Below are 15,613 nucleotides of genomic sequence, written 5' to 3' on the forward strand. Positions count from 1 at the left end.
CACCGTCGGCCTGGACATCCTCGGCGGCATCGCCGCCCTGCTGACCGCCATGCTCCTGACCGCCGGCTTCCGCGTCGTCCACGTCCCCGGCCTGGCCGTCAACCGTGCCCGTCGCGCGACGAGGGGCGGCGAGAACAAGTCCGACCCCCGTGACGCCAAAGTCATCGCCGAACAGGTCATGCTCCGCGACGACCTGCGCACCGTCGAGCTGCCCGACGACAGCGCCGTGGAGCTGCGGCTGCTGGTCAGCCACCGCACCACGCTGGTCAAGGAGGCCACCGCCCGCACCGCACGGCTGCGCGACCTGCTCACCGGTATCCACCCCGGCCTGGAACGGGCCGTCGACCCGACGAACCAGTCCGGTCTCATCCTGCTGGGCCACTACGTCACACCGGCCGAGATCCGCCGCGCGGGCACCGCACGGATCGCCGGCTACCCGCACCGGCACGGGGTCAAGACCACCACCGCGCAGCCGCTGGCCGACGCGGCGCACACCGCCGCGCTCGCCCAGCACGCCGTCCTGCCCGGCGAACGCCGCACCGCCCAGCTCATCCGGGAACTCGCCGACGAGCTGCTGGCCGGCAAACACCGCATCAAGGCCCTGGAAGCCGAGATTGAAAAACTGGTGACCGGCCACCCTGACGGGGCCCTCATCCGCAGCCTGCCGGGGATGGGGGCCGGCCTCACCGCCGAGTTCATCGCGGCCGTCGGCGACATCCGCCGCTTCACCAGCGGCGACGCGCTGGCCGCCGCCTCCGGACTGTCCCCGGTACTCTCCCAGTCCGGCAAGATCCGCTACTCGCGCAGCGCGACCGGAGGCGACAAGGCCCTCAAACGGGTCTTCTACCAGGCCGCGTTCTGCTCCATCCAGCGCGACCCCACCTCGCGCGCCTTCTACGACCGCAAACGATCCGAAGGCAAACGACACCATCAGGCCCTGATCGCCCTGGCCCGGCGCAAGATCAACGTTCTCTACGCCATCCTGCGCGACCGACGCCCCTACGAGGCCCGGCCACCTCTCCGTCTCGTGGCTTGACAACAGCATTAGGCAGCGTCGACCTCCGCGGTCAGAGTGGTGAGCCGGGCCGCTGTGGTGTCCATCCAGCGGAGATCGGCGTCGAGGTGGGTGAGGGCGTAGTCGGCGGAGAGCACGGTCGCGAGATCGGCGCCCGGGCTCGTCTTCACCGCGGTCAGCTCGCGCATCCGCGCCATGTGCGCGGCACGCTGCGCCCGCAGATAGCCGGCGGCGTCCGTCGAGGCGAGGATCCCGACGACGACCTTGGCGAAGATCTCGTTCGTCACGAAGGGTGCGGGCGGGGCGATCTCCGTGGCCCAGTGGGCCAGTTCACGGGTCCCGTCCTCGGTGGAGCGGTACATGGTGCGCTCCGGGCCGCCGTCCGAGTCGGTCCCGTCGAGCTCGGCGAGTCCGTCGCGGACCAGGCGCTGCAGGGTCGTGTAGACCTGCCCGTAGGCCAGCGGGCGGGCCTGCGGAAAGCGTTCGTCGTGCCGTCGCTTGAGGTCGTAGCCATGGCTCGGGCCTCCGGCGAGCAGCCCCAACAGGATGTGACGGGTGCTCATACAGATCAGTATGCACTCGATATATGTACTGAGTGAATAGTGATCGTCGAAAAGCTCTCGGGGAACTCAGGAAGCTCGGGGAGTCGGGCTCCACCCGAACAGAATGTGACCAGACACACGTTGTCCGTCCGCATACGTCTGCCCCGGCGCCCGCTGGGTAGAGCTGCGATAACCCGCTTCCCGCCGTACGACGACAAGGAGACCCCCGTGGCCGCATCGGCACACCTTTTGCTCTCGGCCCTCTCCAAACGCCCGACGGAGCCCTCCGTCGAGCCCCATGTGTGCGTCTTCAGCGCCGAGGGCGCCTCCGTCGAACCGCCGCTGACCAGCGAGCCTCCCCTCCCCGATGCCGAGCCGCTGACCAGCGAACCGCCGCTGGCCGACGCCGCGCACCTGACCAGCGAGCCCGTCTCCACCGGCGCCGCCACGGACATCTCGGGGGTATAGATGGCGCCTCGCCCGCCCGCGGACCCCTCGCCCGCCGGCTCCTCGCCGGCCGGCCCTCCCGACCCGCACGCACCGCTGGCGCGGCTCGCCGCACTGCACGGCGTCGCCACCTCCTACAGCCCCTCCCCGGACCGTACGGTCGCGGCCACGGACACCGCGGTCGTCGCGGCCCTGGCGGCGCTCGGCGTCGACGCGAGCACCCCGGACGCCGTCCGCGCGGCCCTCGCCTCCCGGGAGGCCGAGACACGGGAGCGGCTGCTGCCGCCGACGGTGGTGTGCTGGGGCGGCAGCCCGCCCGCCGCGCTCGCCGGACTGCCGACCGGCACCCGGCTGCGCATCACCACCGAACAGGGCGAGACCCGCGCCGCCGCCGAGCAACTCCCGCCCGGCGTCCACACCCTGCACGCCACCGCCCCCGACGGCCGCACCGCCGAGGCCCACCTCGTCGCCGCCCCCGCCCGGCTGCCCGCGCCGCCCGGACGCACGTACGGACTCCTCGTCCAGCTCTACTCCCTCCTCTCCCGGCGCTCCTGGGGCATGGGCGACCTCGGCGACCTCGCCGAACTCACCGCCTGGGCCGGCCGGGCGCTCGGTGCCGGATTCGTGCAGGTCAACCCGCTGCACGCGGCCGTACCCGGCATCCCCACCGACCCCTCCCCGTACCGGCCCTCCTCCCGCCGCTTCCCCGACCCGGTCCATCTGCGGATCGAGGACATCCCCGAGTTCGCCTACGTCGACGATCCGGGCCGGGTAGGGGCGCTGCTGGAGCGCGCCGAGCGACTGCGCGCATCCGTGCTCCACAAGGGCGCGTTGATCGACCGCGACGCCGTGTGGGAGCTCAAGCGCGAAGCGCTGGAACTGGTGTGCCAAGTGCCGCTCGGGCCCGGCCGACGCGCCGCCTACGTCGACTTCCTCGCCGACGAGGGCGAGGCACTGGAGGACCACGCCACCTGGTGCGCGCTCGCCGAGGCCTACGGCCCCGAGTGGCAGCGGTGGCCGGTGGGCCTGCGTGACCCGCGCTCACCCGAAACCACCCGCGCCCGCGGTGAGTTGATGGACCGCGTCGACTTCCACAGCCGCCTCGCCTGGCTCACCGACGCCCAGCTCGCCACCGCCCAGCGTTCCGCGCGCGACGCGGGGATGGCGGTGGGCCTCGTGCACGACCTCGCGGTCGGAGTGCATCCCGGCGGAGCCGACGCCTGGGCGCAGCAGGAGTACTTCGCGGCGGGCATGTCCGTCGGCGCGCCCCCGGACGCCTTCAACGCACGCGGCCAGGACTGGGGCCTGCCGCCCTGGCGCCCGGACCGCCTCGCCGCCTCGGGCTACGCCCCCTACCGCCGCCTCCTGCGCGCCCTCCTCCGACACACCGGCGCCTTGCGCATCGACCATGTGATGGGCCTGTTCCGGCTCTGGTGGGTGCCGCAGGGACAGCCGCCCACCGAGGGCACGTACGTCCGCTACGACGCCGAGGCGATGCTCGCGATCCTGACCCTGGAGGCCTCGCGGGCCGGGGCCCTGGTGATCGGCGAGGACCTCGGCACGGTCGAGCCCGGCGTGCGCGAGACGCTGCACGAGCGCGGGGTGCTCGGCACCTCGGTGCTGTGGTTCGAACGGGACTGGGACGGCGACGGGAAGCCCCTGCCCTCCGAGCGCTGGCGCCCCGACTGCCTGGCCACCGCCACCACCCACGACCTGCCGCCCACCGCCTCCCGGCTCACCGGCGACCACGTCGAACTCCGCGACCGGCTCGGCCTGCTCACCGGCTCTCTGGAGGACGAGCGGACCGCGGCCACGGCGGACACGGGGGAATGGCTGGCGCTGCTCGCCCGCCTCGGGCTGCTGCACGGGGCGGGCGACGCGGGTTCGGCGGTGTCGGAGGAGGCCGAGATCCAGGCCGTGTACCGCTTCCTGCTGCGCACCCCGGCCCGCATGATCGGCGTATGGCTCCCGGACACGGTCGGGGACCGGCGACCGCAGAACCTGCCGGGCACGTGGGACCAGTACCCGAACTGGCGGCTGCCCATCGCCGACGCGGATGGCCGCCCGGTGACCCTGGAGGAGCTCGCGGCCTCGCCCCGGCTGTACGCGCTGATCGACGTGCTGCGGGGACGGTCCGGGGATCGCGGCGGGCGTGACGGAGGCGGGTGAGCGGGCGTGACCGGGGTGTGTGAGCGGGGCGTCCGGGCGGGGGTGCGGCCTCCGTACGGCACCCCGGGCGCGCGACTCATTCAGGTGTTCGCTACGTTTGCACCGTGGACAAGAAGAACGCCCTGCGCGCCGGCGCCCTGGCTTCCGGTACGACGCTGATGATGCTGCTCATGTCGTCCCCCGCGCTCGCGCTGACCCGCGACGACGGTGACGACCCCGGCAAGGGCCTGAGCGTGATCGAAACGCTCGGCCTCTACGTCGTGACGCCGATCGTCCTGTTCCTGGTCATCGCGGGCCTCGTGATGGTCCTGGACAAGTCCGACAAGCAGCCGAAGCGGACCTGATCCCGGCTCGCTTCCTGAAGCCCCGGCCGCGCGCCGAGGCCTGGATCCTTCTCGATCGAGGGAGTCCGCGCACCCACCGGGTGCGGGGACTCCCTCGATGTGTTTTCGGAGTCCCTCGGCGTGTTCTCGGGGGACTCTTTTCGGGGCCCGTCACGGATGCGGCGCCGTGAGATACCGCTGCACCGTCGGCGCCAGCCACGCCACGACCTCCTCGCGGGGCAGCGCGACGGCGGGCGGGAACCGCAGGACGTAGCGGGCCATCGCCATGCCCAGCACCTGTGAGGCGGTCAGCGCGGCCCGTGCTGGCGCCTGCTCCGGGTCGGGGCAGACGCGCAGCGCGACCGGCATGAGCTGGTCCCGGAAGATGCCCTGCATGCGCGCGGCGCCGTCCGGATTGGTCACGCCGACCCGGAGCAGCACGGTGAGCACCTCGTTCTCCTCCCAGAGGTCGAGGAAGTGGCCCACCAGGACGCGGCCCACCTCGTGCGGGTCCAGCCCGTCCGGGCCCGGAAGCCGCAGGTCGACGTCGAGGACCGCGGCGAACAGTCCCTCCTTCGAGCCGTAGTAGCGCATCACCATCGACGGATCGATCCGTGCGTCCTTAGCGATCGAGCGGATCGTGGCGCGCTCGTAGCCGTCGGCGGCGAAGCGTTCGCGCGCGGCGGTGAGGATCGCGGTGCGGGTGGTGTCCGAGCGGCGGGCCGCGGGGGACGGGGCGGGTGCGGGGAGTTCCTTGTCGGGCATGCCAACAACCGTAGGCCAACAGTTGTTGACAGTCCAGAGCGGGCTCTCTATGTTGGTAAACAAGCGTTGGCCAACAAACGTTGACCAACGAGCGTTGGCATCAGGAGGCCGCCATGAACGACAAGACGAACGGCCATGTGAACGGCGCCACCGTGCCCCGGAACGTGATCGTCGTCGGCTCCGGCCCCACCGGCCTTCTGCTGGCCGGGGACCTCGCCGCCGCCGGTGTCTCCGTCACCCTCGTCGAGAAGCGCCCGCACGGGATCAGCAACCTCTCCCGCGCCTTCGTCCTGCACGCCCGCACCCTGGAGCAGCTCGACGCCCGCGGTCTCGCCGACGAGCTGGAGAGTCACGGCCGGACCGTCGACCGCATCCGCCTCTTCGGTCGGCTCTCCTTCGCCCTCGACACGCTTCCCTCCCGTTTCAACCACCTGCTCGTCATCCCGCAGTACGAGGTGGAACGGGCCTTGGAGCGGCGGGCCGTCGAGGCCGGGGTGCGGTTCGTGTACGAGACCGAGGTGACCGGACTGCGCCAGGACGCGGCGGGCGTCACGCTCGAAGTCCGGGGTGCGGACGGGGCGGCGGGGGAGTTGGCGGCCGCGTACGTCGTCGGGGCGGACGGGATGCGCAGCGCGGTGCGTGAGGCGGTGGGGCTGCCGTTCCCCGGGAAGTCGGTCATCCGGTCCGTCGTCCTCGCCGACGTCCTGCTCGCCGAGGAGCCGGAGTCGATCCTCACCGCCAACGCCGTCGGCGACGCCTTCGCCTTCATGGTGCCCTTCGGCGACGGCTACTACCGTGTGATCGGCTGGCACCGCGGCCGCGACGTCCCCGACAGCGCGCCGCTCGAACTCGACGAGGTCAAGGAGATCGTCCGGCTCTCCCTCGGCCATGACTACGGCATGCACGACGCGCGCTGGATGTCCCGCTTCCACAGCGACGAGCGCCAGGCACCCGCGTACCGGGTCGGGCGGGTCTTCCTCGCCGGTGACGCCGCCCATGTCCACACCCCGGCCGGCGGCCAGGGCATGAACACCGGCCTCCAGGACGCGGCGAACCTCAGCTGGAAGCTCGCGCTGGTCGTCCACGGCCACGCGGACGCGGACCTGTTGGACACCTACCAGGCCGAGCGCCACCCGGTCGGCAGGGCGGTGCTGCGCAGCAGCGGCGGGATCGTCCGGCTCGCGATGGCCAAGCATCCGTGGACGCTGGCGCTGCGCTCCGCGCTCACCACGGTCCTCAACGGCGTCGGCCCCGTAGGCCGGAAGGCGGCGGGCCAGATCACCGGCATCGGCTTCGCCTACCGGGCTCCGCGCGGCTCTCACACCCTCGTCGGCACCCGCGTCCCCGATGTCGCCCTGAAGAACGGCCGCCTCTACGAGGCCCTGCGCGGCGGCCGGTTCGTCCTCGTCGCACCGACGGCGGCCGTCCGGACGTACCGCCTGGACGACCTCAAGGCGCGCAAGGACCGTCTCACCGTGGAGAGTTGGGCGAGCGACCGGCGTACGACCGTGCTGGTGCGGCCCGACGGATACGTGGCCTGGGCCGCCGAATCCCCCGACGCGGCGGCCGTCGAGCGGGCGTTGGCGGCGGCGCTGGGCGGGGATCCGTCTTCGAACCGATCTCGCCCGGAGGGGGAGTGAGGCGAGGGTGACCGCCGCTTCGTAGAAGCGTCGGGACATCAACACCGCGTCGGGTGCGGTATGTCACCGCGTGCGACGTTGAGTCGAACATGACCGATGGTAACGGTTTACGGTGATTACGACCACGCGTTCGACGCGATGCGTGACGGCGAGGGCAGGGACGTCCTCGTGCGCAAGGACGGGAAGATCTTGGTTCCGACGCATGACAGGTACCGGCCGTGACCGCGTTCCGGATGTACCTGAGAGTGGTCAGCGAGTCCCTGCAACCGGAGGAGATCTCCGCGCGGCTGGGGACCGGGCCCGACGAGGCGACCGCGATCGGCAGCCGTAGGCGCCCCCAGTCGCCGCCGCGCGCGCATGCGACCTGGATCCGGCACGTCTCGGCCGCGGGCGGACCCGGGCGGCCGGAGGATCTCGAACCGGTGGTCCTCGGCTGGGGACCGGAGTTCGCCACGACCCTGGGGCGGCTGGCCGCTTCCGGGGACGCCGACGTCTCCCTGGTGGTCGTCCAGGAGCTCACCGATCCCGAGGACCCGCGGCAGAAGGGCATCTTCCTGGGCGCGCCCCTGCTGGCCTGGTCGGCCGAGGCCGGGGCGTCGCTGGACATCGATCAGTACGTGTACTACGACTGCGACGACCAGCGGGGCGACGGCGACCCCGGCCAGTAGTGGTCGAGCCGCCCGACGCCGAGGACGGCGGCACGCGCCTGGATCTCAACCCGTGGGTTGAGGCGGAAACCCACCCTGGGCTCCACCCTGGAGCCGAGGTGGTTCCGCGTCGTGAAGCGCAAGCTCATGGGCATGACGACGACCGATTACGTGATCTCCGCGTCCCTCATCCTCCTCGTGATCCCGCAGATCCGAGGCGTCCGGCAGACGCTGCACAACACGCTGCTGCCGCTCGTGGCCGTCGCCGCCGCGGCCGCCTACTACCTCAAGTCCTTCCCGACCCAGGGGCACGACCTCGGACTCGACATCGCCGGTGTCGTCGCCGGCGCGGTCCTGGGCGTCGCCTGCGGCGCGGCCACCCGGCTGAGCCGCGCCTCGGACGGGGTCGCGTTCGCCCGCGCCGGGGCGCTCGCCGCGCTCCTGTGGATCGTCGGCATGGCCTCGCGCGCCGGATTCGAGTACTGGGCCACTCATGGCGGTTCCGGGAGCCTGGCGCGGTTCAGCCAGGACAACCTGATCACCGGTGCCGCCGCCTGGACCGCCGCGCTGCTGCTGATGGCACTGGCTCAGGTTCTGGGCAGGCTCGCCGCGATACGCGTCAGGTCGAGCCGGGTCGCCACGGCGGGCTGAGGCCCTCAGGGCCTGGTTCGGGGGCCCGGTCGAGACCCTAGGCGCCGGTGCCCATCAGCAACTCACGCAACAGGGCGGCCAGTTGACCGGCTCGTTCCTCGTCGAGGTGGGCCAGGGCCTCCGTCTGGACGGCGAGCCCCGCGCCGACGGCCTCATCGATGAGCCGCAGCCCCTTGTCCGTGAGCGTCACCTGGAGTCCGCGCCGGTCGTGCGGGTCGGGGGAGCGCCGTAGCAGCCCCGCGCGTTCCAGCTTGTCCAGGCGTCCGGTCATTCCGCCGGTGGTGAGCATGAGCGTCGCCGAGAGCTGCCGGGGCGAGAGGGTGTACGGGGCATCCGAGCGACGCAGGGTCGCGAGCACGTCGAACTCCCCGCGCGAGATCCCGTAGGGCGCGTACGCCTTCTCCATCCGGTCGCCCATCGTGCGGGCGAGCCGGAAGACGCGGCCGAAGACCTCCATAGCGGCGGTGTCGAGGTCCGGCCGGACGGTGGCCCACTGCTCGATGATCGCGTCGACGGGGTCCTGGGGCGTCTTCATGGGGGCGAGTATCCGCCGAGGGGTCGATTGCCCGCAAGAAAGTAGCTGACGAGGAAGTAGCTGGCAAGGGAGTTGCTTGGGGGTGAGTCGCTTGGGGGTGAGTTGTTCAGTGAAAAGTAGCTTGACCAAAAGTCGCTTATGGCTAAGCTACTTCCCACTGACCTACTTTGGAATCGGGTGCCCCCATGGCCGCGAACGCGAACCGTCCCGCCCTCATAGCCCTGACCGCACTGGCCCCCATCTCCTGGGGCAGCACCTACGCCGTCACCACGGAGCTCCTCCCCGCCGACCGCCCCCTGTTCACCGGGGTGATGCGAGCCCTGCCCGCCGGGCTGCTGCTCCTCGCGCTGGCCCGGGTGCTGCCGCGCGGCGCCTGGTGGGGGAAGGCGGCGGTGCTGGGCGCGCTGAACATCGGCGCCTTCTTTCCGCTGCTGTTCCTCTCCGCGTATCGGCTGCCCGGCGGCATGGCGGCGGTCGTCGGCTCGGTCGGGCCGCTGTTCGTCGCGGGCCTCGCGGCGCTGCTGCTCGGTGACCGCCCGACCCTGCGGACGCTCCTCACCGGTATCGCCGCGGCCCTCGGTGTCAGCCTCGTCGTGCTGAAGGCGGCGGGCGCGCTGGACGCGGTGGGGGTCCTCGCGGCGCTCGCCGCGACCGCGTCGATGTCCACCGGCACGGTGCTCACCAAGCGGTGGGGCCGGCCGGACGGGGTCGGTCCGTTGGCGCTCACCGCCTGGCAGTTGACGGCGGGCGGGCTGCTGATCGTCCCGGTCGCCCTCCTGGTCGAGGGCGCGCCGCCCGCGCTGGACGGCCGGGCGGTCGGCGGATACGTCTACCTCGCGTTGGCGAACACGGCGGTGGCGTACTGGCTCTGGTTCCGGGGCATCGGCCGGCTCAGCGCCACCCAGGTCACCTTCCTCGGCCCGCTGTCGCCGCTGACCGCGGCCGTCATCGGCTGGGCGGCGCTGGGACAGGCGCTGGCGCCGGTGCAGGTGGCGGGAATGGTACTGGCGTTCGGGGCGACGGTGTTCGGCCAGCTCGGGCCGCGTGGCGGGCGGCCGGCTCCCGCTGACCAATCCCGCCGGGCGACTCGGGGCCACCCTGCTGGGGGCACAAGGGCGCCGGGTGCGGCTCACGGGCGCGGCTGAGCTGGTGCTGCGGCACGCGGAGGCGGTGTTCGAGCAACTGGAACGGGCGGACGCCGAGTTGAGTGCGTACGAGCACGCGGAGGTGGGCGAGGTGCGGGGGATTCCTGGAGGCTCTTGTGGTCGACGGCGTGTGTCCTGGCTGCGGGAAGCAACCTGGCGATGGAACTGGGGCCGCGCGGGGTGCGGGCCTGTGGGCGGCATCACCGGCACCTTCGTCGACGTCACCGGCGGGATCCCGGGCCAGGAGGACTGACGGCCGCGGCGGTTGCGCCACCATGTGCGGGCCCACACAGCGCAGACGGCCGACCCCGGAGGCGACCAGGCTCTGCGCGGCGTACCCGCCCGTGCCGCCGACGCCGACCAGCAGCACCCGGGCCCGGCGCAGCCGGAGCTGGGCGTCCCAGGTCCTAGTCCGGGGGCCGAGGTCCATCCAGCGCAGCAGCGGCACTCCCCGGCTGTAGCGCAGCCGTTCCCGCTCGGACACCGGCACGGGCGCCGCCGCGTCCTCCATGAACCCGGCGTCGAGCAGGTCCGCCATGGCCTGCCGGGCGTCCTCGGGCGTGAGGTCGGGAAGTTCGGGATGCGCCCTCAGCACCTCGCCGACCACCGCCGACGGCTCACGCGTTCCGTCCGTCGTCTCGACCAGCGTCCAGACCCCCCTGCGGGTCCGCGATCCAGGCGCCGATGCCGTGGATGACGCTGCCGATGCGGACGTTGCCGTCGATCGTGCGGTACGGCCGGTGCTCGGGCTTGATCCGGGGCCTGCGGAGCGTGTCGACCGGCACCGTCACCAGGACCCCTTCCCGTTACAGGTACATGCCTTGACACTCTGGTCCCCCGAGTCGAGCCTTGACAGGACGCGGTCGGCGATCGCGCCCGCAACGCTCAACGTCCCTACCGACGGGAGGAGTTGGGGTGCCCACCAAGATTGTGATCCGCCCGTTGGACAAGAAGGAGACCACGGGCGACAGCAGCGGAGGCAACGGCGGCTGATCCGTTTCGCAGGACAGGTACTCGGCCACCGCAGAGCCCACACAGAGAGGGGGCCACATGGCCGCCAAGATCGTGATCCGTCCGCTGGACAAGAAGGAGACCACCGGGGACAGCAACGCGAACGGCACCTGACCGGAGCCCGGCATGCGGGGAACCCCGTATCCCACCCTCGGTGAGCTGCTGCGACGCGCTCGCGCGACGGTGGCGGCACGGCCCGGTGCACTGCGGTTGCGTGCCGTCGGGACCTCGCGTGCCGGCCGGCCGCTGTGGCTGCTGTCGGCCGGACACGGCCCCCGGCACATCCTCACGGTCGCCGGCGCGCACGCCAACGAACCGGTGGGCGGGGTCACCTCGCTCTCCCTGGCCGAGAGGTTCGCGCGGGAGCCCGCGCTGCTCCAGGAGTCCGGCTGCACCTGGAACTTCCTGCTCTGCCTCGACCCCGACGGCGCGAGCCTCGCCGGGCGATGGCTGACCGGGCGGTCCGGCGAGCGGCTGCCCGGCGAGGGGCTGCCCGGCGAGGGACCGGCGGCCGAGGCCTCGCCGACCCTCCGGGGTTACTACCGGCGCTTCTACCGGCCCGCCTTCGCCGCGCAGCCCGAGTTTCCGCCCGTCGCCAGTGACCCGCGTCCGGTGATGCCGGAGTCCGAGGCGCTGGTGCGGCTCATCGACGAACTGCGCCCGGTCGTGCAGTTCTCGCTCCACGGCGTCGAAGTGGGCGGATCCTTTCTGCAGTTGACTCGCGCGGTGCCGGGGGCGGCGGCCGCCTACCGCCGGATCGCGGCGGACCTCGGCATTCCGCTGGAACACCGGCCGTTCGACGGCATGGGATGGCTGGCCGAGAGCCCGGGCGTGCTCGTCCTGCCGGACAGCAGCCCCACCGAGGAACGGGACCCGTCCGGCTTCACCTCACAGGCGACCTGGCTGTACGCGATGCGGCACGGAACCGTGTCGGCGGTCGTCGAGGCGCCCTTCTGGAGCGTGGCGGGCGTCAGCGATCCACGGCCCGTCGCCGAGCCCCGGCGCGAGGTCGCGGAGGCGAGCGAGATCCTGCTCGGCCGGGCCAAACAACTGGAGGCGGTGGTCGGGGAACTGGGACCCAGGTCACCGGAGACTCCAGAAGAGATCGCCCACTTCACCGCCGCCCGCGAGCTCATGGACATCGGCCCCGGAGTCGTGGACACCTGGAACTCCGCCGAACTCGCCACCACCGTGGGCAACTCCGTCTCCCTCGGCGTCGCCGCCCGGCGCATCCCGCTGCGCGCTGCGGCCATGATGCGGCAGGCCCTGGACGGCGCCCCCGCGCTGGACACCCTCGTGGAGACCTGGGCCCGTGAGCTGGCGAGCACCTTCGACGCCCGCTGGGTCCCCGTGGCCGACCAGACCGAGCTCCAGACCCGCACGATGCTCGCACTCGCCCGCGCCCTGGCGTGACCCCGGGCGCCCACCCGCGCCCACCCGCGCGCTCATGCGAAAGGGGGCTCCCGGCACGACGCCGGGAGCCCCCACTCACGTACGACGGACTACGCGGACGCCGCCGCAGCGTCCGCCGCCTGGGCCTTCAGCGCGCGCTCGACCCCGGAGCGGGACTCCGAGATCAGGCGCCGCAGGGCCGGGGTGGGCTCGGCCGAGGCCAGCCACGCGTCCGTCTTGGCGAGGGTCTCCTCGGAGACCTGGACGGACGGGTAGAGACCGACCACGATCTGCTGGGCGATCTCGTGCGAACGGGCGTCCCAGATGTCCTTCACCACGGAGAAGTACTTGTCCGTGTACGGGGCGAGCAGTTCGCGCTGGTCGGTCTGCGCGAAGCCGCCGATCACCGCTTCCTGCACGGCGTTCGGGAGCTTGTCGGACTCGACGACCGCGGCCCAGGCCTCCGCCTTCGCCTCCTCGGTGGGACGCGAGGCCCGGGCCGTCTCCGCGTGCCGCTCACCGGCCGCCGTCTTGTCGCGCTCCGCCTCGGCGCCGATCTCCGCCTCGTCGTAGCGTCCGACCGCCGCGAGCCGCTGGACGAACGCCCAGCGCAGCTCGGTGTCGACGGCGAGGCCCTCGATGCTCTCCCGGTCCTCCAGCAGGCCCTCCAGGAGGTCCAGCTGCTCCGGCGTACGGGCGGTCGTCGCGAAGGCACGCGCCCAGGCGAGCTGGTGGTCGCCGCCGGGCTCGGCGGCCCGCAGGTGCGCGAGCGTCGCGTCCGTCCAGCGGGTCAGCAGCGCCTCGCGGGCCGTCGGATCGGCGTACAGCTCGATCGCCAGCTTCACCTGGCGCTGCAGCGACTGCACGACACCGATGTCGGACTCCTTGCCGATGCCCGACAGGACCAGGGCCAGGTAGTCGCGGGTGGCGAGCTCACCGTCGCGGGTCATGTCCCAGGCCGAGGCCCAGCACAGGGCACGGGGCAGGGACGACTCGAAGTCGCCGAGGTGCTCGGTGACGAAGGCGAGCGAGTCCTCGTCGAGGCGGACCTTGGCGTACGACAGGTCGTCGTCGTTGAGCAGGAAGACCGCCGGGCGGCGCCCCCCGACCAGCTCCGGTACGGCCGTCAGCTCGCCGTCGACGTCCAGCTCGACGCGCTGGTCGCGCACCAGCCTGCCGCTGGCGTCGTCGAGGTTGTAGAGGCCGATCGCGATGCGGTGCGGGCGCAGCGTCGGCTCACCCTTGGCACCCTCCGGGAGCGCCGGAGCCTCCTGACGGATCGCGAAGGAGGTGATGACCCCGTTCGCGTCGGTCTCGATCTCCGGCCGCAGGATGTTGATGCCCGCGGTCTGGAGCCACTTCTCCGACCAGGTCTTCAGGTCGCGCCCGGAGGTCTCCTCCAGGGCGCCCAGCAGATCGCTCAGGCGCGTGTTGCCGTAGGCGTGCCGCTTGAAGTACGCCTGCACGCCCTTGAAGAACTCGTCCATGCCGACGTAGGCGACGAGCTGCTTCAAGACGCTCGCCCCCTTCGCGTACGTGATGCCGTCGAAGTTGACGAGGACGTCGTCCAGGTCGTTGATCTCGGCCATGATCGGGTGGGTGGAGGGCAGCTGGTCCTGCCGGTACGCCCACGTCTTCATGGAGTTGGCGAAGGTCGTCCAGGAGTGCGGCCAGCGCGACTGGGGGGCGTAGGCCTGGCAGGCCGCCTCGGCGTAGGTGGCGAACGACTCGTTCAGCCACAGGTCGTTCCACCACTCCATGGTGACCAGGTCGCCGAACCACATGTGGGCCAGCTCGTGCAGGATCGTGGCGGCCCGCACCTCGTACGCGGCGTCGGTCACCTTGGACCGGAACACGTACTGGTCGCGGATCGTCACCGCGCCCGCGTTCTCCATCGCGCCGGCGTTGAACTCCGGCACGAAGAGCTGGTCGTACTTCTTGAACGGGTACGCGTAGTCGAACTTCTCCTGGAACCAGTCGAAGCCCTGCCGGGTGACCTCGAAGATCGCGTCCGAGTCGAGGAACTCGGCGAGTGAGGGCCGACAGTAGATGCCGAGCGGCACGCTCTGTCCGTCCTTCTCGTACACGCTGTGCACGGAGTGGTACGGCCCGACGATCAGCGCGGTGATGTACGTGGAGATCCGCGGCGTCGGCTCGAAGACCCAGGTGTCGTCCTTGGGCTCGGGCGTCGGGGAGTTGGAGATCACGGTCCAGCCCGTGGGCGCCTTCACGGTGAACTGGAAGGTGGCCTTCAGGTCGGGCTGCTCGAAGCTCGCGAACACCCGGCGCGCGTCCGGGACCTCGAACTGGGTGTAGAGGTAGGCCTGCTGGTCGACGGGGTCGACGAAGCGGTGCAGGCCCTCACCGGTGTTGGTGTACGCGCAGTCGGACACGACACGCAGGACGTTACGGCCCTCCAGGAGCCCCGGAAGCGCGATCCGCGAGTCCTTGAACACCTCGGCGGGATCGAGAGGGTCCCCGTTCAGGGTCACCTCGTGAACGGCGGGAGCCACCAGGTCGATGAAGGTCTCCGAGCCGCTCTCCTCGACGTCGAAGCGCACCGTGGTAACGGACCGGTAGGTGCCGCCCTCCTGCGCGCCCGAGAGGTCGAGATCGATCTCGTACGAGTCAACGGTGAGCAGCTTCGCGCGCTGCTGCGCCTCTTCGCGGGTCAGGTTTGTGCCAGGCACGCGGTCATCTCCTCGTTATGTGACGGTTGCGCCATCCTTCCATGGGACCTGCACGGATGCGATGTCCGTTTCCCGCCGGTGCCAGGCAGGCGCGGGCGCGAGCCTGGCGACATGACGACGCACACGACCACGGACGCGACGACGTACACGGCACGTCCCATCGATCCGGCGGTCCTGAAGGATCTCCGCACAGCTGACGACGCGGACCGTCCGATGGTTCCCTTCGCGGACGAGGAGGGCGGCGCGCCGCTGCGCTGCTGTCTGCGGCGCAGCGAACCGGGGGAGCGGATCGCCCTCGTCTCCTACGCGCCCCTGCGCCGCTGGGCCGCCGGGACGGGCGTCGACCCGGGCGCGTACGACGAACTGGGCCCGGTCTTCGTCCACGCCGACGACTGCCCGGGCCCCGACCTGCGCGGCCACCCCTTCCCGGGCGCTCACCGCACGGTCCGCCGCTACTCCGCCGAGGGCCGCATCCTGGGCGGCCGTCTGGTCGGGAACGCCGAGGCCCTCGACGGCGCCTTCGACGAGGCCTTCGCGGAGGCCTTCGCCGACCCGGAGGTGGCGCTCGTCCACGTACGGGCCGTGGAGTACGGGTGCTTCCTCTACGAGGTGCGGCGGGCGTGAGAAGGGGCGGTCACCCT

General features: G+C 71.9%; 14 protein-coding genes and 2 pseudogenes. 11 read left to right on the forward strand and 5 right to left on the reverse strand.

The genetic code is table 11. The features are described 5' to 3' along the window. A partial coding sequence (locus ACZ7M3_RS13460; RefSeq protein WP_472063140.1) for an IS110 family RNA-guided transposase occupies positions 1–1,036 on the forward strand: 1,036 nt, incomplete at its 5' end. Positions 1,037–1,044: 8 nt separating this feature from the next. Here ACZ7M3_RS13460 and ACZ7M3_RS13465 read toward each other — a convergent pair. Continuing rightward, on the reverse strand, positions 1,045–1,578 hold the full coding sequence (locus tag ACZ7M3_RS13465; RefSeq protein WP_472063142.1) for a PadR family transcriptional regulator: 534 nt from the start codon (positions 1,576–1,578) through the stop codon (positions 1,045–1,047). A 207-nt stretch (positions 1,579–1,785) separates the two neighbouring features. Here ACZ7M3_RS13465 and ACZ7M3_RS13470 point away from each other — a divergent pair, with 207 nt between their 5' ends. The 3 genes from ACZ7M3_RS13470 (at position 1,786) to ACZ7M3_RS13480 (ending at position 4,517) form a co-directional block, all read left to right on the forward strand. Then, positions 1,786–2,025, forward strand: a complete 240-nt coding sequence (locus ACZ7M3_RS13470) for a hypothetical protein (RefSeq protein WP_054231771.1) — start codon at positions 1,786–1,788, stop codon at positions 2,023–2,025. Then, positions 2,026–4,173 carry a 4-alpha-glucanotransferase gene (gene malQ / locus ACZ7M3_RS13475; RefSeq protein WP_472063144.1) on the forward strand — a complete coding sequence of 716 codons (2,148 nt, stop codon included), beginning with the start codon at positions 2,026–2,028 and terminating at the stop codon, positions 4,171–4,173. A gap of 104 nt (positions 4,174–4,277) precedes the next feature. Then, the gene (locus ACZ7M3_RS13480; protein ID WP_054231770.1) at positions 4,278–4,517 is read left to right on the forward strand and encodes a hypothetical protein; all 240 of its coding nucleotides are present in this window, start codon (positions 4,278–4,280) and stop codon (positions 4,515–4,517) included. Between the two features lie 150 nt (positions 4,518–4,667). Here ACZ7M3_RS13480 and ACZ7M3_RS13485 read toward each other — a convergent pair whose 3' ends face one another. Continuing rightward, positions 4,668–5,261 carry a TetR/AcrR family transcriptional regulator gene (locus ACZ7M3_RS13485; RefSeq protein WP_355308162.1) on the reverse strand — a complete coding sequence of 198 codons (594 nt, stop codon included), beginning with the start codon at positions 5,259–5,261 and terminating at the stop codon, positions 4,668–4,670. Between the two features lie 113 nt (positions 5,262–5,374). Between ACZ7M3_RS13485 and ACZ7M3_RS13490 the strand changes: the two genes are divergently transcribed. From ACZ7M3_RS13490 to ACZ7M3_RS13500, 3 genes are all read left to right on the forward strand, one after another. Further along, complete coding sequence (locus ACZ7M3_RS13490) at positions 5,375–6,901, forward strand: FAD-dependent monooxygenase (RefSeq protein WP_472063146.1); 1,527 nt, start codon at positions 5,375–5,377, stop codon at positions 6,899–6,901. 218 nt (positions 6,902–7,119) lie between these two features. Beyond that, positions 7,120–7,569: a DUF4279 domain-containing protein gene (locus ACZ7M3_RS13495; protein WP_472063148.1), complete on the forward strand. Its 450-nt coding sequence runs from the start codon at positions 7,120–7,122 to the stop codon at positions 7,567–7,569. A gap of 132 nt (positions 7,570–7,701) precedes the next feature. Further along, positions 7,702–8,199 carry a hypothetical protein gene (locus ACZ7M3_RS13500; protein WP_472063150.1) on the forward strand — a complete coding sequence of 166 codons (498 nt, stop codon included), beginning with the start codon at positions 7,702–7,704 and terminating at the stop codon, positions 8,197–8,199. A gap of 37 nt (positions 8,200–8,236) precedes the next feature. Here ACZ7M3_RS13500 and ACZ7M3_RS13505 read toward each other — a convergent pair whose 3' ends face one another. Then, entirely contained in the window at positions 8,237–8,734 is a 498-nt protein-coding gene (locus ACZ7M3_RS13505; RefSeq protein WP_382117818.1) for a MarR family winged helix-turn-helix transcriptional regulator, read from the reverse strand. Positions 8,735–8,919: 185 nt separating this feature from the next. Between ACZ7M3_RS13505 and ACZ7M3_RS13510 the strand changes: the two genes are divergently transcribed. Together ACZ7M3_RS13510 and ACZ7M3_RS13515 are read left to right on the forward strand one after the other, a co-directional pair. Beyond that, positions 8,920–9,879: an EamA family transporter gene (locus tag ACZ7M3_RS13510; RefSeq protein WP_472063152.1), complete on the forward strand. Its 960-nt coding sequence runs from the start codon at positions 8,920–8,922 to the stop codon at positions 9,877–9,879. Next, positions 9,800–9,976, forward strand: a pseudogene (locus ACZ7M3_RS13515) (LysR family transcriptional regulator); the annotation flags it as partial. The gene ACZ7M3_RS13510 and the pseudogene ACZ7M3_RS13515, both read left to right, overlap by 80 nt. A gap of 174 nt (positions 9,977–10,150) precedes the next feature. Here the strand turns inward: ACZ7M3_RS13515 and ACZ7M3_RS13520 are convergent. Next, positions 10,151–10,634 (reverse strand): annotated as a pseudogene (locus ACZ7M3_RS13520) (ThiF family adenylyltransferase); the annotation flags it as partial. Positions 10,635–11,016: 382 nt separating this feature from the next. Between ACZ7M3_RS13520 and ACZ7M3_RS13525 the strand changes: the two are divergent. Continuing rightward, complete coding sequence (locus ACZ7M3_RS13525; protein ID WP_472063154.1) at positions 11,017–12,303, forward strand: M14 family zinc carboxypeptidase; 1,287 nt, start codon at positions 11,017–11,019, stop codon at positions 12,301–12,303. Between the two features lie 89 nt (positions 12,304–12,392). Here ACZ7M3_RS13525 and pepN read toward each other — a convergent pair whose 3' ends face one another. Further along, on the reverse strand, positions 12,393–14,972 hold the full coding sequence (gene pepN, locus ACZ7M3_RS13530) for an aminopeptidase N (protein ID WP_472063156.1): 2,580 nt from the start codon (positions 14,970–14,972) through the stop codon (positions 12,393–12,395). A gap of 111 nt (positions 14,973–15,083) precedes the next feature. Between pepN and ACZ7M3_RS13535 the strand changes: the two genes are divergently transcribed. After that, positions 15,084–15,596 (forward strand): DUF1203 domain-containing protein, encoded by a 513-nt coding sequence (locus ACZ7M3_RS13535; protein ID WP_472063158.1) that lies wholly within the window; start codon positions 15,084–15,086, stop codon positions 15,594–15,596. Positions 15,597–15,613: the final 17 nt, after the last annotated feature.

This window comes from Streptomyces sp. NPDC111656 (assembly GCF_055656965.1).